A 21,590-nucleotide genomic window follows, 5' to 3' on the forward strand; every position below is an offset into this window, starting at 1 on the left:
GCAATCATGGCGTGGTCAGGGGACCCCCGGGCGCGGCGGTTGGTTCGCGCCCTCAGGGGTGGCGTCCGGTCCAGGTCTGGCGCAGGGCCTCGATCAACTGGCGCAGGCCGGGTGGCGGCTGGCGCCGACTCGGGTAGTAGATGCACAGCGGCGCGCCGGGCGAGGCCCAGTCCGGCAGCACCTGTTCCAGGCGACCGTCGCGCAGTTCGTCGGCCACCCGCCATTCCAGGCAATAGGCCAGGGCCAGGCCGTCGAGGGCGGCCTGGATCGAGGTCTCGGTCTCGTTGACCGTGAGCGGACCCGGCACGTCGATCGTCCGGGTGCTGGCGCCACTGCCCAGCTCCCAGCGATAAAGGGCGCCGCTGCCCAGCCGCAGGCGTACGCACTGGTGGTCGGCAAGCTCCTCCGGCTGCTGCGGCCGGCCGTGGCGCGCCAGGTAGGCGGGGGCGCCCACCACGATCCAGCGCAATTCGTCGGTGAGCGGCAGGGCGACCATGTCCTGGGGCACGGTATCGCCATAGCGGATGCCGGCATCGAGGCCGTCGGCGACGATGTCCACCGGGCGATCCTCGACGCTGATGTCCAGCTGCAACTGCGGATAGGCCGCCAGCAGCCGGGGCAGGGTCGGGGTCACCAGCAGCCGCGCCGCATCCCGGGGCACGCTCAGGCGCAGGCGGCCGACCGGGGCGTCGCGGTGCTGGTCCAGTTCGCCCAGCGCCTCGCCAATCAAGGCAAAGCCCTGTTCGAGTTTTTCCGCCAGCGCCGCGCCGGCCAGGGTCGGTACCACCGAGCGGCTGGTGCGATTGAGCAGCTTGACCCCCAGGCGCGTCTCCAGCTGGCGCAGGGCATGGCTCAGCGCCGAGGTGGTGACGCCCAGCTCGATGGCGGCCTGGCGAAAGCTGCGCCGCCGGACCAGGGCGACGAAGACGTTGAGATCGGCCAGTTCGCCGCGGTTGAGGGTCGGCATGTACAGTCCTCGCGCGATAAGAGCCTGTCCAAAGTCTGCTGCGCGTCGGCCAAACGGCGTTGAAAATGCCCTGGAAGGCCAGCCCCGTCGGAATGCTCATTTACCATTCGTAAACTCCGCTTCCTCAGGCATTTTCGCCTTGTTTGTCTCTAGCTCGCGAGCCTTTGAACAGGCTCTAAAGGTCAAGCGTTCGTTGAGCCCTATTCAACGCCTTTTGAATTAGCCTCACAAGGCTAACCCTTCCGACTGGCGTCTTCGCCTGGAGATCCTATGAGTGAAACCCTGCGTATCCCGGGTATCGATACCCCCGTTTCCCGCATCGGCCTCGGTACCTGGGCCATCGGTGGCTGGATGTGGGGCGGTACCGACGAAGCCCGTTCCATCGAGACCATCCGCGGCGCCGTGCATGGCGGCATCAACCTGATCGATACCGCGCCGGTGTACGGCTTCGGTCGGTCCGAGGAGATCGTCGGCAAGGCCCTGGAAGGCATCCGCGACCAGGCGGTGATCGCCACCAAGGTAGCCCTGGAGTGGCCCAACGAAGAGGTGCGCCGCAACGCCAGCGCGGCCCGCATTCGCCAGGAGGTGGAGGATTCCCTGCGGCGCCTGCGCACCGATCGCATCGATCTCTATCAGGTGCACTGGCCCGATCCCCAGGTGGCCCACGAAGAAACCGCGGGTGAGCTGGAGCGCCTGCGGCAGGAGGGCAAGATCCTCGCCATCGGCGTGAGCAACTATTCGCCCGAGCAACTGGAGGCCTTCCGCCAGTTCGCCAATCTGTCCACCGTGCAGCCGCCCTACAACCTCTTCGAGCGCGCCATCGAGGCCGATGTGCTGCCCTATGCCCAGCGTCACGGTCTGGTGGTGCTGGCCTATGGCGCGCTCTGCCGCGGCCTGCTGTCCGGACGTATGCATGCGCAGACGCAATTCGACGGCGATGACCTGCGCCAGGGCGATCCCAAGTTCCAGGCGCCGCGCTTCGCCCAGTACCTGGCCGCGGTGGAGGCACTGACCGCCTTTGCCCGCGAGCGCCATGGCAAGTCGGTGCTGGCCCTGGCGGTGCGCTGGATCCTCGACCAAGGGCCGACCATCGCCCTCTGGGGCGCGCGCAAGCCCGAGCAGTTGCAGGGCCTGGACGAGGCCTTCGGCTGGCGGCTGTCCGCCGAGGACCTGGCGGCCATCGACGCCATCCTCGCCGAACACGTCAAGGATCCGGTGGGGCCGGAGTTCATGGCGCCGCCCCTGCGTTGATCGGCGGGGCCAGGGCACCCTGGCCCCGCCGCGTTGCCTAAGCTACTCAGCCACAAGAGGTGAGGATCATGGCCAAGCGCGACGATCTCGATCACAAGCCGGAAAACGCCGGCAAGGTCGGCGAGACCCACAAGGAACTCAACCAGGGCGGTGAAGAACAGCGCCCGCAGGACAGCAAGCGACCCGAGCAGCCCAAGGAGAATCCGGATCCGGGTTACTGATAGGGGCACGGAAAGTGAAGGCGCCCGGGTGCAGACCCGGGCGCCTTCGTTTTTCAGGACCGGGGTCAGCGGCTGACCTCGGCCATCCTGCCGGTCAGAAGCTGCGTGGCGGCGTGGCCATGCCGCTCTCGTCGCCGACCGCGCCCGGGGTATTGCCGTTGGCCACGGTACGGCCGACATTCATGCCCGCGGTTGCCTGGGTGGCGCCGAGGGTGCTGCCGGTGCCTGCCCTCGGCGAGCCCGCCATGGACTCGACCCCGGCGTCGGGATCGTTGCCCAGATTTTCCGGCGCAGGAGTGCCCGTGTCCGCCGGCTGGCTGCGGTGGTCCTGGCTGGCCTGGCGCGCCTCTTTCGCCACGTCCTGGCCTGCCGCCTTGACCTGCTCGTAGCCACTGCTGGCGGCCTGCTTGGCCTTGGCGGTCAGCTTGTCGCTGTGCTTGCCCAGGGCGCGGTCCTCGGTCTCGGTGCGTGGCAGGGCAGCGCCCAGCAGGGCGCCGAGGGCGATGCCCAGCGCACCCACCACCAGAGGTTGCTCGCGTAGCAGGGTATCGAAGGTGCCCTTGAGCTGTTGCGCCTGGTCCGTCAGGGTGTCCTTGGCCTGCGCCGCGGTATCGCTCAGCCGCTCCCCGGTCTGGGAGGCCTTGGCCGAAACGCTCTCGCCCAGGCCGGTCACCTTGTCGCGCACATCGTGACTGCCACGGTTCAGGGAATCGCGGGTATGGCCGGCGCTGTTGGCGACCGAGTCCAGCGCACCGGACAGCTTGTCCTTGAGCGGAGTGCCCGTGGTGGCCGGAGCCGGCGTGCGATTCTGTCCCAGCGCCAGCCACAGCAGGCCCACCGAAGTCAGCACCGCCGGCACCGGATTGGCCTTGAGGGTATTGCCCAGGTTGTGGGCGAATTCGCCGCTGTGGCCCTTGGTGTAGGACAGTGCTTGATCGAACAGCTGGCCGGGCGACAGGCGGCTTTCCAGGGCGCCCACCAGGTCTTCGATACGCTCGCGCTTCTGGTCGATCTCGCGCTCGAGCTCGTCGGGATTCTTGCGGGATTCCTGATCGATCTGATCGGTGATGCTCATTGTGCGGCCCTCCGTACGGCGTCCTTGTCCTTCTGCAGGCTGTTGACGGTGCGATCAGGGGTGAAGTGGGACGGCTCGAACTGCTTCTTGCCCGACTGCACCATGATGAAACCGATCACCATGACCACGGCGCCCACCAGCAGGGCGGCGGCCCAGGGCGTGAGGTACTGGGAGAGGAAATAGACGACGCCCATGAGCAGCACGATGAAGCCGGCCAGCAGTACGATGGCGCCTGCGGCGACGCCGGCCACGCCGGCCTTGGTGGTGCGCAGGGATTCGCCCAGTTCGGCCTTGGCCAGGGCCAGTTCCTTGGTGAACAGCGCCGGCACTTCCTGGACCAGCTGCTTGACCAGGCCGACGACCGAGGTGTCGCCCTCGGTGGGGCGCGGAGTGGGGTTGTCGTTGATCATGGCTGCTTGCCTCCGCTCAGGGTGGGTCGATCCAGCTGGCTGGATGAGGTGCCGGTGTTCAGGTTGCTGTCGCTGCGGGCCGGGTTGATCGCCGCGCCACCGATGGGATCGCCACCACGGGTGGTGGTCGGGGTATGGAGGTCGGGACCCTTGGGAATGTTGTTGGTGTGGATGACGTCGGCACCCGCCGCCGGCTCCACCAGTTCGTTTTCCGCCGCGACCGAGGGGGTGGTCAGTGAGGGCACCGCGTCCGCGCCGCCGACGCGCGAGCTGCTGCCGGTATCCGGCTGGCTGGAGGCCTTGAGAAAGCGCGACAGGCCGAAGCCGATGGCGATGCTGCCGGTCAGGAACAGCGCCGGGTTGTCGCGGGCCAGGGTGCCGGCCTGCTGCAGCAGCTGCTCGGCGTTCTTGCCGCGCAGATCCTCGGCCAGACCGGTCAGGCTCCGGGCCATGTCGCTGACATAGTGCGCCAGGCCCAGGGTGTCCTTGTCTTCCAGTTCGTCGGCCGCCGCCTGGGCGCTCTGGGCAATGGCACCCAGCTGGTCGGCCGCGGTGTCGCGGTAGTGCTCGAAGTGGGCGGCACCTTCCTGCTTGGCGTCTTGCACCGTGTCCTTGGCGACCTCTTTCAGGTCATGCAGATGGGCCTCTGCCGTAGAACCGTCCTTGGTCTGCGAGGGTTGTCCCTGGGCGGGATTGAGGGGCGTCGTCATACGCTGTTACCTGTGTGCAGAACCTTGTCGTGGCCGGCAGAGAGCTCTCGGCGACCGTTCGTGTGCCTTGCCTTTTAGGTGACCGGGCGGAACGAGCAGGGGTTCTTACGCGGCGTCGGTTTGCTGGCAAAGCTGACAAACGGTTTTACCTACACATCTAGCTACAAGCGCAGCGGCCGTGGCGAAAGAGGGCCTCTGGGACGGGCAATGAAACGCAGTCGCAACATAGGCAACCATTCGTCATGCCCATGGTGGCGATATGCAAATTCGATGAACGATTTTTCGTCCGGTGCGGTCGATTTCTGCAGACGTTGATGTTCGCGCCAATGCAAGCGAACCCCTTTTCCTCTTCACGTCCTGACAGGAGATCTCTCATGGCCGTTGCCAATGCCAAGCAAGAACTCAAGACCGTTTCCAGCGTCAAGCAGAAGGCCCATCAGGGCGAAGACGCCACCCTGCAGAACCAGCAGGCCGTCGGCGAAGCCCTGGCCGTGCTGCTCTCCGATGTCTTCGCGCTGTACATCAAGACCAAGAACTACCACTGGCACATGAAGGGCTCGCACTTCCGCGACTACCACCTTCTGCTGGAAGAGCAGGCTACCCAGCTGTACGGCATCACCGACCTGATCGCCGAGCGGGCGCGCAAGATCGGCCAGCCGACCGTGCGCTCCCTAGAGCAGATGGTGCAACTCAAGCGCCTGGCCAGCAGCGATGCCACCGATCTGTCGGCGGATCAGATGCTGACCGAGCTGCATGACGACAACCAGTCGCTGGCGGCCTACATGCGCACCACCCACACCCTGACCGACGACGCCAACGACGTCTCCACCACCAGCCTGCTGGAAGAGTGGATCGACCAGGCCGAAGAGCGTGCCTGGTTCCTGGGTCAGACCGTCGGCAAATAAGCCGCGGTAGCGACCTGAAAGCCCGTCTCCGGACGGGCTTTTTCATGGGCGCTCGCCAGGGGTCTGGGATTCGACTGGTACTGCCGCGGGGTGCAGCCGAATTCCCGGCGAAACACCGCGTGCAGGTACTGCGCCGAGGTGAAGCCGCAGCGCCGGGCGACCTCGGCCAGGCCCGGCGCCTCTTCCTGCAGCGCCACGGCCGCGGCGGCCAGCTTGAAGCCGAGGATCTCGTCGTGGACGCTGCGCCCCAGCTCGCGGCGAAAGGACGTCTCCAGCGCCGAACGGGAGATGCCGACATAGCTGGCCACCTGCTCGGTCTTGATGCCCTGGCAGGCGTACTGGCGGATGAAGTGCAGGGCGCGCATCACCTGGGGATGGCGCACCGGCTGGTGACGACTGGAAGCCTGGACGTTGATCCCCTCCGGCGGAATCAGCACCCGTGGCGCCCCCAGTTCGACGCCGTGCAGCCGCTGGTGCAGCAGGCGCGCCGCCTCGCGGCCGATGGCCTCGGTACCCTGGATCACCGAGGTCAGGGGCACTCGGGTCAGGGTGCGCGCCAGGGGATCGTTGTCGATGCCCACCAGCGCCACCTGTTCCGGCACCGGGATGCCGGCGGTGAGGCAGGCCTGCAGGAGTTGCCGCGCCCGGGCGTCGGTCACGGCGAGGATGCCCACCGGCTTGGGCAGGGCCTCCAGCCAGGCGATCAGCTGTTCCACCGCCGTGTCCCACAGCGGTGCGCTGGTCTCCAGGCCGCGATAGATCTCCACCGGCAGGCCGTCGCGGCGGAGCAGGGCGGCAAAGGCCGTCTCGCGCTCGCCGGCCCAGCGATTGGTGTCGGCGGCGGGCAGGCTGAAGCAGGCGAAGCGGGTCAGCCCGGATTCGATCAGGTGGTCGTAGGCCAGGCGTACCAGGGCGGCGTTGTCGGTGGCCACGTAGGGAATGCCGGGCGGGTAGTCGCCAGGGGTCGCGTAGGAGCCGCCGACGGCAACCACCGGCAGCGCGCTGTGAGCCAGGGCGGCGCTCACCGCCGGGTCGTCGAAGTCGGCGATGATGCCGTCGCCCTGCCAGCGCTCGATGCCCTTGAGCCGGCAGAGGAAATCCTCTTCCAGGAACAGATCCCAGCGCGCCCGGGTGCCGCTCAGGTAGTTGCCGATGCCGGCGAGGATGCCTCGGTCGTAGATCTTGCTGCCGTTGAACAGCAGGGCGACGCGGTGGACGGGCGGCTGGCTGGGCATGGCGGCGTTTCCGGCAGGAGGCGCGGGCGGGGCTCCAGACTACGACCGCCGCCTGCGCGCCTCAAGCGGCAAAATCGCACCTGGCTCTGGTGATTTTCACAATAGGCAGCCCGGGCAGCGGCGCTACCATCGACGCAAACCGGTACGCCGTATCGGGTGCGACAGATAAGAACAAGGACAACGCCATGGCTTATTTCCCCAATGTCGAAAAGGTCTGCTACGCCGGTCCCGACAGCGATTCCCCGCTTGCCTTCCGCCACTACGAAGCCGACCGCCTGGTCATGGGCAAGCCCATGCGCGAGCACCTGCGCATGGCCGTCTGCTACTGGCACACCTTCGTCTGGCCAGGTAGCGATGTCTTTGGTCAGGGCACCTTCCAGCGGCCCTGGCAGGCAGCGGGTTCGCCCCTGGAGCAGGCCCGCGCCAAGGCCGCCGCCGCCTTCGAATTCTTCAGCAAGCTGGGCGTGGACTACTACTGCTTCCACGACACCGACGTCGCCCCGGAAGGCGCCAGCTTCGCCGAGTACCGCGAGAACTTCGCCCGTCTGGTGGACGAGCTGGAGCGCCACCAGAGCGACACCGGCCTCAAGCTCCTGTGGGGCACCGCCAACTGCTTCAGCCACCCGCGCTATGCCGCCGGCGCCGCCAGCAATCCCGATCCGGAAGTCTTCGCCTGCGCCGCCACCCAGGTCTGCACGGCGATGAACGCCACTCACCGCCTGGGCGGCGAGAACTATGTGCTGTGGGGCGGCCGCGAAGGCTACGAGACCCTGCTCAACACCGACCTTGCGCGCGAGCGCGAGCAACTCGGCCGCTTCATGCAGATGGTGGTGGAGCACAAGCACCGCATCGGCTTCCAGGGCGATCTGCTGATCGAGCCCAAGCCCCAGGAACCGACCAAGCACCAGTACGACTATGACGTGGCCACCGTCTTCGGCTTCCTGCAGCAATTCGGGCTGGAGAAGGAGATCAAGGTCAACATCGAGGCCAACCACGCGACCCTGGCCGGGCACAGCTTCCAGCACGAGATCGCCAGCGCCGTGGCCCTCGGCGTATTCGGCAGCATCGACGCCAACCGCGGCGATCCGCAGAACGGCTGGGACACCGACCAGTTCCCCAACAGCGTCGAGGAAATGACCCTAGCGATCTACGAGATCCTCAAGGGCGGCGGCTTCACCCGCGGCGGCTTCAACTTCGACGCCAAGGTGCGCCGCCAGAGCCTGGACGACGTCGACCTGTTCCACGGCCACGTGGCGGCCATGGACACCCTGGCGCTGTCGCTGGAGCGCGCCGCGGCGCTGTTGCAGGACGACCCCCTGGGCAAGTTCAAGGCCGAGCGCTATGCCGGCTGGGACCAGTCCCTCGGTCAGCGCATCCTCGGGGGCCAGCTGAGTCTGGAACAACTGGCCGAGCACACCTTCAGCCAGGGCCTGGTGCCCCAGCCGGTGAGCGGTCGCCAGGAGCTGCTCGAAGGCGTGGTCAACCGTTACCTGTATCGCTAGCGACCGCGAGCGGGTCGGCAGAAAAGCCTGGCTGACCCGCTTGTGCAAGCGCGCTGAATCGTTACACTCAAATCCGTTCTCTCGCTCCACAACAACAATAACCAAGGACGCCACCATGACTTTCAAGACGACCCTGCTCGCCGGTCTGCTCGCCCTGTGCACCACCGGTTTCGCCCAGGCCGACGCCCAGCATCCCAAGATCGGTTTCTCCATCGACGACCTGCGCCTGGAGCGCTGGGCCCGTGACCGCGACTACTTCGTCGCCGCCGCCGAGCAACTCGGCGCCAAGGTCTATGTGCAATCCGCCGACGCCAACGAGCAGCGCCAGCTGTCGCAGATCGAGAACCTGATCTCCCGCGGCGTGGACGCCATCGTCATCGTGCCCTTCAACGCCACGGTGCTGAACAACGTGGTGGCCGAGGCCAAGAAGGCCGGGGTCAAGGTGATCTCCTATGACCGCCTGATCCTCAACGCCGACATCGACGCCTACATCTCCTTCGATAACGAGAAGGTCGGCGAGATGCAGGCCGGTGGCGTGCTCAAGGCCCAGCCCAAGGGCAACTTCTTCCTGCTCGGCGGCGCGCCCACCGACAACAACGCCAAGATCCTCCGTCAGGGCCAGATGAAGGTCCTGCAGCCGGCCATCGACAAGGGCGACGTCAAGATCGTCGGCCAGCAGTGGGTCAAGGAGTGGAACCCGACCGAGGCCCTGGCCATCGTCGAGAACGCCCTGACCGCCAACGACAACAAGATCAACGGCATCGTCGCCTCCAACGACGCCACCGCCGGCGGCGCCATCCAGGCCCTGGCCGCGCAGAAGCTGGCCGGCAAGGTCGCCGTGTCCGGTCAGGACGCCGACCTGGCCGCCATCAAGCGGGTGATCGCCGGGACCCAGACCATGACCGTCTACAAGCCGCTCAAGCTGATCGCCTCCGAGGCGGCCAAGCTGTCGGTGCAACTGGTGCGCAACGAGAAGCCGGGCTTCAACTCCAGCTACGACAACGGCACCAAGAAGGTCGACACCCTGCTGCTCACCCCCACCGAGCTGACCAAGGCCAACGTCGACCTGCTGGTCAAGGACGGCTTCTACACCCAGGCCCAGATCGACGGCAAATAACCACTGGCCACCGGCTGGCCGTCTGACGCCTGGCGTCGGGCGGCCCCTGGGCAAGGAGCGGCCATGGCCGACTATCTGCTGGAAATGCACGGCATCGCCAAGAGCTTTGGCGGGGTGCGGGCGCTGGATGGCATCGATCTCAAGGTGCGTCCGGGCGAATGCGTAGGGCTGTGCGGCGAGAACGGCGCCGGCAAGTCCACCCTGATGAAGGTCCTCTCGGCGGTCTATCCCCACGGCACCTGGGAAGGCGAGATCCGCTGGGACGGGCGACCCCTGGAAGCCCAGTCCATCGCCGAATCCGAGGCGGCCGGCATCGTCATCATCCACCAGGAACTGACCCTGGTGCCCGATCTGTCCGTGGCCGAGAACATCTTCATGGGCCACGAACCGCGCCGCTTCGGCGGGCGGCTAGACTATCCGACCATGCTGCAGCGCTCGGCCGAGCTGATGCGCCGGCTCAAGGTGCCGGACATGAACGTGGCCCTGCCGGTGTCCCAGTACGGCGGCGGCCTGCAGCAACTGGTGGAAATCGCCAAGGCGCTGAACAAGAACGCCCGGCTGCTGATCCTCGACGAACCGACCTCGGCGCTCACCACCTCCGAGATCGCCGTGCTGCTGGACATCATCCGCGACCTCAAGGCGCAGGGCGTCGCCTGCGTCTACATCTCGCACAAGCTCGACGAGGTGGCGGCCATCTGCGACACCATCACGGTGATCCGCGACGGCAAGCACATCGCCACCACGCCCATGGCCGAGATGGACATCGACCGCATCATCACCCAGATGGTCGGCCGCGCCATGACCAACCTCTATCCGCAGATCCCCCATGAGATCGGCGAGGTGATCTTCGAGGCGCGTCACTTCACCTGCCTGGACGTCGACAATCCCCAGCGCAAGCGCGTCGACGACGTCTCCTTCGCCGTGCGCGCCGGCGAGATCCTCGGCATCGCCGGGCTGGTGGGCGCCGGGCGCACCGAACTGGTCTCGGCCATCTTCGGCGCCTACGACGGCCGCTACGAAGGCGAGGTCTGGCTCAATGGCCAGCGCATCGACACCCGCACCCCGCTGAAATCCATTCGCGCCGGCCTCTGCCTGGTCCCGGAGGATCGCAAGCGCCAGGGCATCATTCCCGACCTGGGCGTGGGCTCGAACATCACCCTCACGGTGCTGGACCGATTCGCCCACCTGAGTCGCATCGACAGCGAGGCGGAACTGTCCTGCATCGACACCGAGATCGCCCGGCTGCAACTCAAGACCAGCAGCCCCTTCCTGCCCATCACCGGCCTCTCCGGCGGCAACCAGCAGAAGGCGGTGCTCTCCAAGATGCTGCTGGCGCGGCCCAAGGTGCTGATCCTCGACGAGCCCACCCGCGGCGTCGACGTCGGCGCCAAGTTCGAGATCTACCGACTGATCGGCCTGCTCGCCGCGGAGGGCGTGGCCATCGTCATGGTCTCCTCGGAGCTGGCCGAGGTGCTCGGCGTCTCCGACCGGGTGCTGGTGCTCGGCGAAGGCCGGCTGCGCGGCGATTTCCCCAATGAGAATCTGACCCAGGAGCGGGTACTGGCCGCGGCCCTGGGCACCACCGAACGGGCGGTCGCCCAAGCCCGGGAGCACTTCTGATGCACGCCGTGAAACAGCTGTTCACCCGTTACAAGATGCTCGCCCTGCTGATCGCCGTGGCCCTGATCTGGCTGTTCTTCAGCTGGCAGACCGAAGGCGGCTTCGTCACCCCGCGCAACCTCTCCAACCTGCTGCGGCAGATGTCCATCACCGGCATCCTCGCCTGCGGCATGGTGCTGGTGATCATCGCCGGCGAGATCGACCTCTCGGTGGGCTCGCAACTCGGCCTGCTCGGCGGGGTGGCGGCGATACTCGACGTCACCTACCACGTACCCCTGCCGATCACCCTGCTGGCGGTGGCCGCCGGTGGCCTGCTGATCGGCCTGATCAACGGCTATCTGAGCGCCTATCGCGGGATACCGTCCTTCATCGTCGGTCTTGGCGGCATGCTGGCCTTTCGCGGCGTGCTGCTCGGTCTCACCGGTGGCGTCACCGTCGCCCCGGTGTCGCCGGAACTGGTCTACCTCGGCCAGGGCTATCTGCCGCCGGCCGTGGGCAGTGCCCTGGGCGTGCTGCTGTTCGCCGTGGCCGTGGTGCTCACCTGGCGCCAGCGCAGCAAGCGCAAGACCCTCGGCCTGACCCTCGCGCCGCTGTGGCGCGACGTGCTGCGGGTGGTGGTGATCGGCGTGGTGCTGGCGGCCTTCATCCAGACCCTCAACCGCTATGACGGCATCCCGGTGCCGGTGCTGATCCTGCTGGTGCTGCTCGGGGTGTTCAGCTACATCACCAGCCAGACGGTATTCGGCCGGCGCATCTATGCGGTGGGCAGCAACCTGGAAGCCACGCGGCTGTCGGGCATCAACGTCCAGGCGATCAAGCTCGGCATCTTTGGTCTGATGGGCGTGATGTGCGCCCTGGCCGGTCTGGTCAACACCGCCCGCCTGGCCGCCGGCTCGCCTTCGGCCGGCACCATGGGCGAACTGGACGCCATCGCCGCCTGCTTCATCGGCGGCACCTCCATGCGCGGCGGCTCGGGCACCGTCTACGGCGCCCTGCTCGGCGCCCTGGTGATCGCCAGCCTGGACAACGGCATGTCCATGCTCGACGTGGACAGCTACTGGCAGATGATCGTCAAGGGCGGCATCCTGGTTCTGGCCGTCTGGGTCGACGTCAGCACCCGCACCAGCCGGCGCTGAGCGGGATGACCAGTGGTGGATGAGGCTGCGCCGTCATCCACCCTAAGACAAAGCCTCCATCTCACTCCAAATGACCCCCTCTCCCTCAGGGAGAGGGCCGGGGTGAGGGCACAGCCAACGCCCACTCTTTCCGGCAAGCGCCGTCCGTAGCGTGGAAAACCGCAAAGCGTTTTCCACTGGCTGACTCGGGATCCGAGGTGGATGAGGCTGCGCCGTCATCCACCCTACGGCAAAGCTCCCTCTCACTCCGTATCGCCCCCTCTCCCCCTGGGAGAGGGCTGGGGTGAGGGAGACTCAGCCTGCGCTCAACCCCCAACCCCGCTCAACTCTCGAACCGCTGCACCCGCGGACCGCGCTGGCGCAGGTCGGCGAGGCTTTCCGGGCTCAGGGTGCCGATCGCCCGATCGAGGTCGCGCTGCAGGTCCTTGATTACGGTGGCCAGGGTGGCGGTGCATTCCAGGCTGCACAGGGGAATGGCCTTAGTGACCGTGACCGCGCGGGCGGTGTCGGTGACGGTGAACAGCAGAGTACGATCGGCGCGACGGGGGACCGCCAGGCAGGAGTGCGGACTGAAGGCGGTGATCAGCATGTCGATGGCGTCTTGCATGGGCAGTTCGTCCTTGGCGTGACCGTGAAAGCGTCCGCGTCAGACGCCTTCCGTCCATGAAAGGTTCACTCCAGAGCGCCTGCATTAAGGTGGGGTCATGCCAAGGCATACGGCACGTCGGCTCGCCCGGCTGCAAGCGACTCGCGCCAGGCGCCGCCAGGGCTTTTCCACCCGCCCGCGGCAGCGGCCATTGTGGATAAGCCGTACGCCCCGCCATCCATCCCCGGCCTTTGACGCCCGCGCCGGGCTGCGGCAGAGTGCGCGCCCCTTTGGTGGTGCGGAGTCGGCGATGAATGCGGTGGTGGTGGCGGTAGGACTGATGCTGGTCCTGAGTCTGGCGCGGGTGCACGTGGTGGTGGCGATGATCGCCGGCGCCGTGGCCGGTGGTCTGGTCGGCGGCCTTGGGCTGGAAGGCACCCTGCTGGCCTTCAACGCCGGCCTGGGCAATGGCGCCAAGGTGGCGCTCTCCTATGCGCTGCTGGGCGCCTTCGCCGTGGCCATCAGCCAGTCGGGGCTGGCGCACATGCTGGCCGATCGCGCCCTGGCGCTGATGGAACGCCAGGCGGCCCAGGGCGGACGCTCGCTGCGCTGGGCGCTGCTCGGCCTGCTGCTGGCGGTGTCCATCGCCTCGCAGAACATCCTGCCCATCCACATCGCCTTCATCCCGCTGCTGGTGCCGCCGCTGCTCTATGTGCTGACGCGCCTGGAGCTGGATCGCCGGCGGCTGTCCTGCGTCATGACCTTCGGCCTGATCGCCCCCTACATGTTCCTGCCGGTGGGCTTCGGCAGTCTCTATCTGCACGACATCCTCCTGGCCAGCGTGGCCCGCGCCGGGGTGGACGTCAGCGGCGTGGACCCCAGTCGCGCCATGCTGCTGCCGGCCCTGGGCATGGTGGTCGGCCTGCTGCTCGCGGTCTTCGTCAGCTATCGCCGGCCGCGACAGTACGATCTCAACCTGGTGGCGCGCACCGAGCGGGCCGACCGTCCCTACAATGGCCGCACCCTGCTGGTGGCGCTGATCGCGGTGATCGCCGCCTTTGGCGTGCAGCTCTGGCTGGACTCCATGATCCTCGGTGCCCTGGTCGGCTTCGTGGTCTTTACCGCCACCGGCGTGGTGCGCTGGCGCGAGGCGGACGACCTGTTCAGCGAGGGGGCGAAGATGATGGCGGTGATCGGCTTCATCATGCTCACCGCCGGCGGCTTCGCCGAGGTACTGACCGCCACCGGCCAGATCAAGGACCTGGCCGCCACCGCCGCCGGCCTGATCGGCGACAACCGCGCCCTGGGCGCGCTGCTGCTCCTGCTGCTGGGCATGCTGGTGACCCTGGGCATTGGCTCGTCCTTTTCCAGCGTGCCCATCCTCGCCGCCATCCTCGGCCCGCTGTGTCTGCACCTGGGCTTTTCGCCGCTGGCCATCGTCTGCCTGATCGGCACCGCCGGCGCCCTCGGCGACTCGGGTTCGCCGGCTTCGGATTCCACCCTGGGCCCCACCTCCGGCCTCAACGTGGACGGCCAGCACAGCCATATCTGGGACACCGTGGTGCCGTCCTTCCTGCACTTCAGCCTGCCGATGCTGCTGTTCGGCTGGGCCGCGGTGCTGCTGCTGTAACCGGCGATTGCCGCCCGGGCGCAAAGCTCCAGCCGGGCGGGTCCAAGGCCTACAGCCAAGGAGTCGCCCCATGTCCACCCCCGCCTTCAGTGTCGAACCCCTGACCGCCGCCGACCTGCCGGCCACCACCGAGGTGGTGCGCCTGGCCTTCGCCACCTGGATGGGCGCCGCCGAACCGGGCGAATTCTGGAACGACCGCGACTATGTGCGCAGTCGCTTCGCCGCACCCCACACCGCCTGGTTCAAGGCCCTCGACGGCGCGCGGCTGGTCGGCGCCATCTGCGTCACCCGCTGGGGGCGCCACGGCATCCTCGGCCCGCTGGCGGTGCATCCGGACTACTGGGACGCCAAGGTGGCCAAGGCGCTGATGGGCGCCGCGGTCGCGCAGCTCGATGCTTGGCAGCTGGTGCATGCCGGACTCTTCACCTTTCCCGACAGTCCGCGTCACCTGGGGCTCTACCAGGGCTTCGGCTTCTGGCCGCAGACCCTGACCGCGGTGATGGCGCGGCCGGTGCAGGCGCAGGCCGCGCCGCCGGCGCTGCGCTTTTCCCTGGCGGCCGAACCCGACCGGCTGCTGGCGGCCTGTGTCGACGTGGGTCGGGCCAACGCGCCGGGGCTGGATGTCTCCGCCGAGATGGCCGCGGTTCGCGCGCAGGGGCTCGGCGAGAGTCTGCTGCTGCAGGATGCGCAGGGCCGGGCGGAGGGCTTCGCCGTCTGCCACTTCGGGCCCCACAGCGAGGCGGGTACCGGGGTCTGCTATGTGAAGTGCGCGGCGGTGCTGCCCGGCGCGGGCGCGGAGGCGCGTTTCGCCCGGCTGATCGCCGCCTGCGACGGCCTGGCCCGGGACCACGGTCAGCAGCGACTGCTGGCCGGCGTCAATACCGCTCGCCGGGGCGCCTACCAATGGCTGCTGGCTCAAGGCTTTCGCAGCGAGATCCTGGGCATCACCCTGCACCGGGGCGACGCCCATTACGATCACCCCGAGGTCTGGCTGCTGGACGACTGGCGCTAGGCCTTGGTGCTGTCTTCAGGAGTCTTCTTGCGCGAGCGGCTGCGCGGCTTGGGTGCCGGCGGGGCGACGCTGCTCTGGATGCCGCCGACCTGGGTCAGGTTGTCGTCGGGTTGGTCTTCCAGTTCGCGATTGGCCTGGAACCAGTGCTCGAAATCCTGGCCATGGGGACGACCTTCGCGTTCCCAGATTTCATAGGCGCGCTGGCGGATGCGTTCTTCGAGGGTCATACCGGTAACTCCAAAGGGGCAGGGGAGAGCGGCCGGCAGCGCCGGCGCTCTTCCTGACTAGGCCCGAGGCGACCGGAAAAAGTTTCTCCGAGGCTTGCGGTGAGTCAGGCGCCGTTGCCGCTTGCCGGGCTCTGGCAGGCCGCTTTTGCGGGCAGGACCGTTCGTCGGGCCCTGGCTAGCCCTGCCAGGCGCGGCGGTAGGCGCCTGGCGCCACGCCGTAGGCCTGCTTGAACTGGCGAGTGAGATGGCTCTGGTCGGCAAAGCCCAGCTGCAGGGCTACCTCCAGGGGCGCCCAGCCGGCACGCAGCAGGCCCTGGGCGCGGGTCAGTCGCTGCTGCTTGAGCCAGGCGTGGGGCGGCAGGCCCGTCGCGCGGCGGAACACCCGCAGGAAATGAAAGGGCGACAGCCCTACCGCCTGGGCCAGTTCTTCGAGGCTGGGCGGTTGCTGCAACTGCTGGCCGAGCAATTCACGGGCGCGCTGCACCGCCAGGGGTTCGCGGCCCGGTTCCGCCAGGGCGCCCAGGCGGGCATGGCGGCCGAACAGCAGGAGCAGCGCCTCGCGCCAGGCGGTCTGCTGCTCCAGCGCCTCGGCGCCACCATCGGCCAGCCGATGCAGCTGGCCGAAGGCCGCGCTCACCTGAGGGTCGTGCAGCACGCTGGTGGCGAAGGCCGGGGTGGCGTCCAGCGGGCGTCCCAGCTCGGCGAACACGGGGCCCAGCTGCGCCAGCGTCGGATAGAAGCCGCGGTACTGCCAGCCTTCCTCGACCGCCGTGGCCCCGGTGTGCAACTCGTCCGGATTGATCAGCACCATGCTGCCGGCCGCGGCCAGGTGCTCGGCGCCGCGGTGGCGAAAGCGCTGGGCGCCGCGCTCGATCACGGTGAACACATAGCCTTCGTGCACATGGGGCGCAAAGCGCTGACGGCGATAGCGGGCATACAGCAGCTCGACGCCGCCCAGGCCGCGGGCCGGCCAGAGGCGGGCGTTTTCTTGTTGTCCGTTCATGGCTCTCTCGTGGCCCCGATGGGTTCCACCTTCGGGCTAGAGGAGCCAGCGTAGCAGGTAGAACACGCCCATGCTGAGGATCACCGTGGTCAGCACCCGTCGCGTCCAGAGCATCAGCCCCACCGCGGTCAGGGCCGCCAGCGGGTAGGGATCGACCAGGGTCGCGGCAAGCGACGTTTCGCCGGAGAACAGGATGGGGCCGCAGATGGCGGTGAGCATCCCGGGCACGGCGAATTCCAGGAAGGTGCGCAGGTTGCGGCCCAGGCGCAGCGGCAGGCGCGGTTCGAGAAAAAGATAGCGATTGCAGAAGACCAGGGCGGCCATGCCGAGCACGGTGGCGAGGATCATGGCAGGCGCTCCCGCAGGCGGCGGACCAGAAAGCCCACGCTCATCCCCGCCAGGCCGCCCAGCACCAGGGCGCCCTGCCAGTGCAGGTGATGCAGCCACACCGACACCAGCAGCGCGGTGAGCACGCAGGCCACGGTGGCCAGGTCGCGCACCAGGGGCACCACCAGGGCGATGAAGGTGGCGGCGATGGAGAAGTCCAGGCCCAGGGCACCCAGGTTGGGCAGCACCCGCCCCAGCAGCAGCCCGGCCAGGGTGAAGAGATTCCACAGCAGATAGAAACTCAGGCCCATGCCCAGGGCGCGCCAGCGGTCGAAGCTGGCCGGTTGCTCGGCATGGTTCAGGGCGAAGAATTCGTCGGTGAGCAGGAAGCCGAAGCCCAGCCGCCAGGGCAGCGGCTGGGGCGCCAGGACGCGTCTCAGGTGCAGGCCATAGAGCAGGTGCTGGGAGGTCAGCAGCAGGGTGGTCAGCAGGATGGCGGCGAGGCCCGCGCCGGCCTTGAGCATGCCCAGAGCCACCAGTTGCGCCGCCCCGGCGAACACCAGCAGGGAAAAGGCCTGGCCTTCCAGCACGCTGAGTCCGGTCTCGATGGCCAGGGCGCCGACCAGGAGGCCCCAGGGCGCGCAGGCCAGCGACAGCGGCATGATCTGCCAGGCGCCCTGGAGGAAGGCGCGGCGGCGGGAAGCGGTCATCGGCACGGCTCCGGAGGGCAGGGGATACCCAGGGTGCCGCGCCGCGTCGCCGCCGTCTTGAACGTTCTTGCGCTGGGGCGCCTTCAGCCTTCCAGCAGGGCGAACAGTTCCAGGTACTGCCGGGTCAGCTTGTGGCCCGGGTCCAGGTGGATCAGCGGGCGATGCTGCTGGTGGGATTCGCGCATCTTCACCGAAGACATCAGCGGCGCCGCCAGCACCGGCAGGTCACGCGCCTGGAGTTCCTCGATCAGCTGCCGCGGGGTGCTGGCCTGGGCGTGGTACTGGTTGATGACGATGCCCTCGACGGCGAGCTTTTCGTTGTAGTCCTCGCGGATCTCCTCCAGCTCCTCGATCAGGTCGTAGAGCGCCTGCTGGGCGAAGACATCGCAGTCGAAGGGGATCAGGCAACGATCGGTGGCGATCAGCGCCGAGATGCTGTAGAAATTCAGCGCCGGCGGGGTGTCCAGGTAGATGCGGTCATAGTCTTCGCCAAGCTTGTCGAGGTACTTGGCGAGCTTCTGGATCTTGTACTTGGATTCGAGCTTGAACTGCAGCTCGGTCAGCTCGCCCGAGGCGGCGATCAGATCCAGATTCGGCCAGGCGGTGGCGTGGATGTTGGCCTGGGCCTTCTTGCCGCCGCTCAGGGTCTGCTTGAAGAAATCGGCGATGCCGTGGGGCAGGTCGTCGCCCACCTCGCCGGTGAGGTACTGGCTGGAGTTGGCCTGGGGATCGAGGTCCACCAGCAGGGTGCGATAGCCCTCGTGGGCGCTGATGGCCGCCAGGTTGCAGGCGATGCTGGACTTGCCGACACCGCCCTTCTTGTTGAAGACCACGCGGCGCAGGGCATGACCGGAGGGAGAGCTGTGTGCGTTCATTGAGTCGTCCCGACAGTGAGAGGAGCCTGGGTGCAAAGGTGTGGCTGTGGCGTTTCGCTTATACCGAAAGGCCAGGCGCGGACGATGACGAATTTATGGCCGTTGCATGACATTCGTATGACGAGCCTAGCGCAGCGGTGGAACCTAGGCGTCTGCCCGGGCTTCGAACTCGGCAAGCTCCCGTCGAGAATGCGCCATGACCCTCTGCCGACTCCCCGCCTTGCTGCTGCTCGCCTGCGCTCCGCTGGCCCAGGCCGCCAACGACACCCAATCGCCGGTCCCGGTGCCGGGTGCCCCCGCCCAGACCGATACCCGGGTGCTCGAAGCCGGCGCCGATGTCCTGCAGCGCAAGCCGCCCATCGCCGCCCTCAACACCTACCTGGACGGCTTCCACTTCTACAACGGCCATCCCCACAGCCAGATGGAGGCCCATCACTATTGCAGCGTCTTGGGCGAAGAGATGTTCCAGTGCGTGATCTACGACGGCAACGTCGCCGATGCCAAGCTGATGGGCGTCGAGTACATCATTAGCGAACGGCTGTTCAAGACTCTGCCCGAGGCCGAGAAGGCGCTCTGGCACAGCCATGTGCACGAGGTGAAGTCGGGCCAGCTGGTCGCGCCCGGCGTACCCCAGGTGGCCGAACACCGGCTGATGGACAAGCTGGTGCATACCTACGGCAAGACCTGGCATACCTGGCATACCGATCAGGATCTGGAGCTGCCCCTGGGCGTGCCTCAGCTGATGATGGGCTTCACCGCCGACGGCCAGCTCGATCCCAAGCTGCTCGCCGAGCGTGATCGCCGCCTGGGTATCTCGTCCAGCGAGACCAGGGCCGCCCGTGCCGACCTGCCGACCCCCGCGGTCGCCCCCGGCGCCAATGCCTGGCAGCAGGGCCAGGTCATCCAGCTGCAGGACCCCACCGGCCAGTTGCACAAGCACGACGGCGAGCACACCGAAAAGGGCGTCAATACCAGTTCGAGCAAGCCCTGAGGCCTGCCATCAAGGCGCGCCCGCCAGACTTCGCTCGGACCCACGCGCCGCCGTCCCGCAGGCGTGGCAGAAATGCGCGAAGGCGCTCTTGCGCGTCTGGCAGGCGCCGCAGTGGTCATGCAGGCCGATGCCGCAATGGGGGCAGAAGTCGATCCCCGGGTCCTTGAGGTCCACCGGTCGCTCGCAGCCCGGGCAGACGCCCTTGGCCAGCCGCGCCAGGGCGGTGTCGTAGTGCAGCTCTTCGCGTCTGACGGTGTCCGGCTGGGCTTCCTTGAGCGCCAGGCGGGCGCGATAGTCCTGCAGGGCGCGGATGGCGTAGCGCCCGCCCAGGACCGTCAGCAGGATGCCCACCAGATAGCGCACATAGCCGCCATAGCTGGGCAGATAGGGCACCAGCTCGACGAAGAAGGCGAACAGCGCGAAGAAGATGAAGCCCCAGACGAAGGGCCACCAGGTGCTCTTGCGCTGGCGGACGAACAGCCAGGCAGCAACGGCGAGCAGGGGAAGCGTCAGCGCCAGGCGATAGAGAAAGACCCGCAGTTCGGCCTGCTGGCGGGCGTCGAGCCAGGCCTGCTGGGCCGCGTCGCTCAGCTCGACCAGGCTACGCGCGGCGGCGGCCGCGTGCTGCTCGGCATCCAGTAGCGCCTGCTCCTGGCGTTCGACCTCCTGCTCGGCGGCGCGCTCGCCGGCCTTGAGCGCGTCCAGGGCGCGGCTGCGGGCGATCAGCTCGGCGTCCTGCTCGGGGCGCTGGGTGGTCTGGCGGGTCGCCAGCCAGTTGTCGAAGGTCTCGCGATTGGCCGTGTAGCTACGCGCGGCGGCGGCCTGCTGCAGCTGGGCCTGGTCGAGGGCGTCCTGGGCCGCGCGCCGGGCCTGGTTCGCCTGGCGCTGGTCCGCTCGCGCCGTGGCGGTGGCTGCCGGATCCATGAAGTCTTCCAGACCCTGCTGGCGCTCCACCTGGGGCAGATCGCCGACCAGGGTGCCGCCCAGGCCGATGAGAAAGCCGGCGAACACCAGCGCCAGCAGCCAGAGGCCGCGGTTGAACCACTTTTCCGAGAGTCGCAGCGATTTGCCCATGGGTCCCTCCAGGTCGAAAGAAGGCACAGCTTAGCCGCTCCCCGGGTGCCCCGCTCAGGCCAGCTTGATCGCCACCACCCCGGCGACGATGGCCAGGCCGGCGCAGACGCGCCCCAGCGGCAGACTCTCGTGCAGCCAGAAGACCCCGATCAGCAGGGCGAACAGCACGCTGGTCTCGCGCAGCGCCGAGACCAGGCCGATGGGCGCCTGGGTGGTGGCGACGATCACCAGACTGTAGGCCAGCATCGACATGACCCCGCCAGCCAGCCCGGCGCGCCAGTGCGGACCGAGTCCGGCGAAGGCCGAGCCGCCGCGACTCAGGCGCAGCACCAGCGCGGCCACCACGCCGTTCACCGCGAACAGCCAGAGGGCATAGGCCACCGCATCACCGCTGGCGCGCGCACCCAGGGCATCGGCCAGGGTGTAGGCGGCGATGAAGCTGCCGGTGGTGAAGGCGCAGACCAGCAACGCCAGGCTGGGCGGCGTGCCGCGCCGGGCCCCGAGCAGCGCCATCAGGGCGAGACCGGTCACCAGCAGGCCGAGACCGAGCAGGGCGGGCGGCGACAGCACTTCGCCGAGGGCGAGAAAAGCCACTCCGCTGACCAGCAGCGGGGCGCTGCCGCGGGAGAGCGGATAGACCTGGCCCAGGTCGCCATAGCGATAGGCGCGGGCAAGAAAGGCGTTGTAGCCGATGTGCAGCAGGGCGGAGAGGGCGATCCAGGGCCAGGCCGCGGCCGCGGGCAGGGCCACGAAGGGCAGGGTCAGCAGGGCGGCGACGCCGGCGCCGATCTGGATCAGGCTGGCGGTGAGAAAGCGATCGAGGCCGATCTTGAGCAGGGCGTTCCAGCCGGCGTGCAGCAGGGCGGCGAGCAGTACCAGGGCGAACAGGGGCGTGGTCACGAGGCCTCCGGCCAGGCGGGTCCATCAGTCTAGCCCAGGGCGCCTTCCGGAGCGTCGCCCATGGCGTCGGGGCGCGTCACGTCGCACACTGATGGCCGTCTTTTTT

At 67.9% G+C, this 21,590-nt stretch carries 23 protein-coding genes; 10 read left to right on the forward strand and 13 right to left on the reverse strand.

Translation table 11 applies throughout. From position 1 onward, the window contains the following. Window positions 1-52 precede the first annotated feature (52 nt). A complete protein-coding gene (locus PSEK12I1_RS0103240) occupies window positions 53-967 on the reverse strand; it encodes a LysR family transcriptional regulator (protein ID WP_027597446.1) in 915 nt (304 codons plus the stop codon). 270 nt (window positions 968-1,237) lie between these two features. On the opposite strand from PSEK12I1_RS0103240, the gene PSEK12I1_RS0103245 reads away from it, so the two are divergent. Together PSEK12I1_RS0103245 and PSEK12I1_RS24720 are read left to right on the forward strand one after the other, a co-directional pair. Beyond that, on the forward strand, window positions 1,238-2,218 hold the full coding sequence (locus tag PSEK12I1_RS0103245; RefSeq protein WP_027600672.1) for an aldo/keto reductase: 981 nt from the start codon (window positions 1,238-1,240) through the stop codon (window positions 2,216-2,218). Between the two features lie 68 nt (window positions 2,219-2,286). After that, entirely contained in the window at window positions 2,287-2,439 is a 153-nt protein-coding gene (locus PSEK12I1_RS24720; RefSeq protein WP_169742412.1) for a hypothetical protein, read from the forward strand. A 94-nt stretch (window positions 2,440-2,533) separates the two neighbouring features. On the opposite strand, the gene PSEK12I1_RS0103255 is transcribed toward PSEK12I1_RS24720, so the two are convergent. Genes PSEK12I1_RS0103255 through PSEK12I1_RS0103265 form a run of 3 tightly spaced genes read right to left on the reverse strand, consistent with a single transcriptional unit; the run spans window position 2,534 to window position 4,634 of the window. Further along, window positions 2,534-3,514 (reverse strand): DUF3618 domain-containing protein, encoded by a 981-nt coding sequence (locus PSEK12I1_RS0103255; RefSeq protein ID WP_027600673.1) that lies wholly within the window; start codon window positions 3,512-3,514, stop codon window positions 2,534-2,536. After that, a complete protein-coding gene (locus PSEK12I1_RS0103260; protein WP_027597449.1) occupies window positions 3,511-3,924 on the reverse strand; it encodes a phage holin family protein in 414 nt (137 codons plus the stop codon). The genes PSEK12I1_RS0103255 and PSEK12I1_RS0103260 overlap by 4 nt, the downstream gene beginning before the upstream one ends. Continuing rightward, window positions 3,921-4,634 (reverse strand): hypothetical protein, encoded by a 714-nt coding sequence (locus PSEK12I1_RS0103265; protein WP_027597450.1) that lies wholly within the window; start codon window positions 4,632-4,634, stop codon window positions 3,921-3,923. The genes PSEK12I1_RS0103260 and PSEK12I1_RS0103265 overlap by 4 nt, the downstream gene beginning before the upstream one ends. 374 nt (window positions 4,635-5,008) lie before the next feature. Here PSEK12I1_RS0103265 and PSEK12I1_RS0103270 point away from each other — a divergent pair, with 374 nt between their 5' ends. Next, the gene (locus PSEK12I1_RS0103270) at window positions 5,009-5,539 is read left to right on the forward strand and encodes a Dps family protein (RefSeq protein WP_017639603.1); all 531 of its coding nucleotides are present in this window, start codon (window positions 5,009-5,011) and stop codon (window positions 5,537-5,539) included. Here PSEK12I1_RS0103270 and PSEK12I1_RS0103275 read toward each other — a convergent pair. Then, window positions 5,521-6,774 carry a DNA-binding transcriptional regulator gene (locus tag PSEK12I1_RS0103275; protein WP_027600674.1) on the reverse strand — a complete coding sequence of 418 codons (1,254 nt, stop codon included), beginning with the start codon at window positions 6,772-6,774 and terminating at the stop codon, window positions 5,521-5,523. The two genes, PSEK12I1_RS0103270 and PSEK12I1_RS0103275, sit on opposite strands and share 19 nt — an antisense overlap. Window positions 6,775-6,959: 185 nt before the next feature. On the opposite strand from PSEK12I1_RS0103275, the gene xylA reads away from it, so the two are divergent. The 4 genes from xylA to PSEK12I1_RS0103295 all read left to right on the forward strand — a co-directional run bounded on the left by xylA (window position 6,960) and on the right by PSEK12I1_RS0103295 (window position 12,149). Next, complete coding sequence (gene xylA / locus PSEK12I1_RS0103280; RefSeq protein WP_027600675.1) at window positions 6,960-8,276, forward strand: xylose isomerase; 1,317 nt, start codon at window positions 6,960-6,962, stop codon at window positions 8,274-8,276. A 115-nt stretch (window positions 8,277-8,391) separates the two neighbouring features. Further along, window positions 8,392-9,393 carry a D-xylose ABC transporter substrate-binding protein gene (xylF, locus tag PSEK12I1_RS0103285; protein ID WP_027600676.1) on the forward strand — a complete coding sequence of 334 codons (1,002 nt, stop codon included), beginning with the start codon at window positions 8,392-8,394 and terminating at the stop codon, window positions 9,391-9,393. A gap of 63 nt (window positions 9,394-9,456) precedes the next feature. After that, the gene (xylG, locus tag PSEK12I1_RS0103290; RefSeq protein ID WP_027597454.1) at window positions 9,457-11,013 is read left to right on the forward strand and encodes a D-xylose ABC transporter ATP-binding protein; all 1,557 of its coding nucleotides are present in this window, start codon (window positions 9,457-9,459) and stop codon (window positions 11,011-11,013) included. Continuing rightward, window positions 11,013-12,149: a sugar ABC transporter permease gene (locus PSEK12I1_RS0103295; protein ID WP_007159830.1), complete on the forward strand. Its 1,137-nt coding sequence runs from the start codon at window positions 11,013-11,015 to the stop codon at window positions 12,147-12,149. Before xylG ends, PSEK12I1_RS0103295 begins: the two co-directional genes overlap by 1 nt. 322 nt (window positions 12,150-12,471) lie before the next feature. Here PSEK12I1_RS0103295 and PSEK12I1_RS0103300 read toward each other — a convergent pair whose 3' ends face one another. After that, window positions 12,472-12,756, reverse strand: coding sequence for a hypothetical protein (locus PSEK12I1_RS0103300; RefSeq protein ID WP_017639596.1), 285 nt, complete (start codon window positions 12,754-12,756; stop codon window positions 12,472-12,474). A gap of 289 nt (window positions 12,757-13,045) precedes the next feature. Between PSEK12I1_RS0103300 and PSEK12I1_RS0103305 the strand changes: the two genes are divergently transcribed. Further along, window positions 13,046-14,365 carry a Na+/H+ antiporter family protein gene (locus PSEK12I1_RS0103305; RefSeq protein WP_027600677.1) on the forward strand — a complete coding sequence of 440 codons (1,320 nt, stop codon included), beginning with the start codon at window positions 13,046-13,048 and terminating at the stop codon, window positions 14,363-14,365. 70 nt (window positions 14,366-14,435) lie between these two features. Further along, a complete protein-coding gene (locus tag PSEK12I1_RS0103310; protein WP_027600678.1) occupies window positions 14,436-15,377 on the forward strand; it encodes a GNAT family N-acetyltransferase in 942 nt (313 codons plus the stop codon). On the opposite strand, the gene PSEK12I1_RS0103315 is transcribed toward PSEK12I1_RS0103310, so the two are convergent. The 5 genes from PSEK12I1_RS0103315 to PSEK12I1_RS0103335 all read right to left on the reverse strand — a co-directional run bounded on the left by PSEK12I1_RS0103315 (window position 15,374) and on the right by PSEK12I1_RS0103335 (window position 18,486). After that, a complete protein-coding gene (locus PSEK12I1_RS0103315; RefSeq protein ID WP_027597458.1) occupies window positions 15,374-15,604 on the reverse strand; it encodes a DUF2934 domain-containing protein in 231 nt (76 codons plus the stop codon). The genes PSEK12I1_RS0103310 and PSEK12I1_RS0103315 overlap by 4 nt on opposite strands. 175 nt (window positions 15,605-15,779) lie before the next feature. After that, window positions 15,780-16,607, reverse strand: a complete 828-nt coding sequence (locus tag PSEK12I1_RS0103320) for an AraC family transcriptional regulator (protein ID WP_027600679.1) — start codon at window positions 16,605-16,607, stop codon at window positions 15,780-15,782. Window positions 16,608-16,643: 36 nt separating this feature from the next. Continuing rightward, window positions 16,644-16,955 (reverse strand): AzlD domain-containing protein, encoded by a 312-nt coding sequence (locus PSEK12I1_RS0103325; RefSeq protein ID WP_027597460.1) that lies wholly within the window; start codon window positions 16,953-16,955, stop codon window positions 16,644-16,646. After that, entirely contained in the window at window positions 16,952-17,644 is a 693-nt protein-coding gene (locus PSEK12I1_RS0103330) for an AzlC family ABC transporter permease (RefSeq protein ID WP_027600680.1), read from the reverse strand. The genes PSEK12I1_RS0103325 and PSEK12I1_RS0103330 overlap by 4 nt, the downstream gene beginning before the upstream one ends. 83 nt (window positions 17,645-17,727) lie before the next feature. Continuing rightward, the gene (locus tag PSEK12I1_RS0103335; RefSeq protein WP_027600681.1) at window positions 17,728-18,486 is read right to left on the reverse strand and encodes a ParA family protein; all 759 of its coding nucleotides are present in this window, start codon (window positions 18,484-18,486) and stop codon (window positions 17,728-17,730) included. A 229-nt stretch (window positions 18,487-18,715) separates the two neighbouring features. On the opposite strand from PSEK12I1_RS0103335, the gene PSEK12I1_RS23520 reads away from it, so the two are divergent. Continuing rightward, the gene (locus PSEK12I1_RS23520) at window positions 18,716-19,510 is read left to right on the forward strand and encodes an OBAP family protein (protein ID WP_028700288.1); all 795 of its coding nucleotides are present in this window, start codon (window positions 18,716-18,718) and stop codon (window positions 19,508-19,510) included. 9 nt (window positions 19,511-19,519) lie between these two features. Here PSEK12I1_RS23520 and PSEK12I1_RS0103345 read toward each other — a convergent pair whose 3' ends face one another. Beyond that, a complete protein-coding gene (locus PSEK12I1_RS0103345; RefSeq protein ID WP_027600682.1) occupies window positions 19,520-20,584 on the reverse strand; it encodes a zinc ribbon domain-containing protein in 1,065 nt (354 codons plus the stop codon). Window positions 20,585-20,638: 54 nt separating this feature from the next. After that, window positions 20,639-21,484, reverse strand: a complete 846-nt coding sequence (locus PSEK12I1_RS0103350; protein WP_027600683.1) for a membrane protein — start codon at window positions 21,482-21,484, stop codon at window positions 20,639-20,641. Window positions 21,485-21,590 lie beyond the last annotated feature (106 nt).

Origin of the sequence: Pseudomonas sp. MOIL14HWK12:I1 (genome assembly GCF_000510705.1) — a bacterium.
Lineage (GTDB): Bacteria > Pseudomonadota > Gammaproteobacteria > Pseudomonadales > Pseudomonadaceae > Chryseomonas > Chryseomonas oryzihabitans.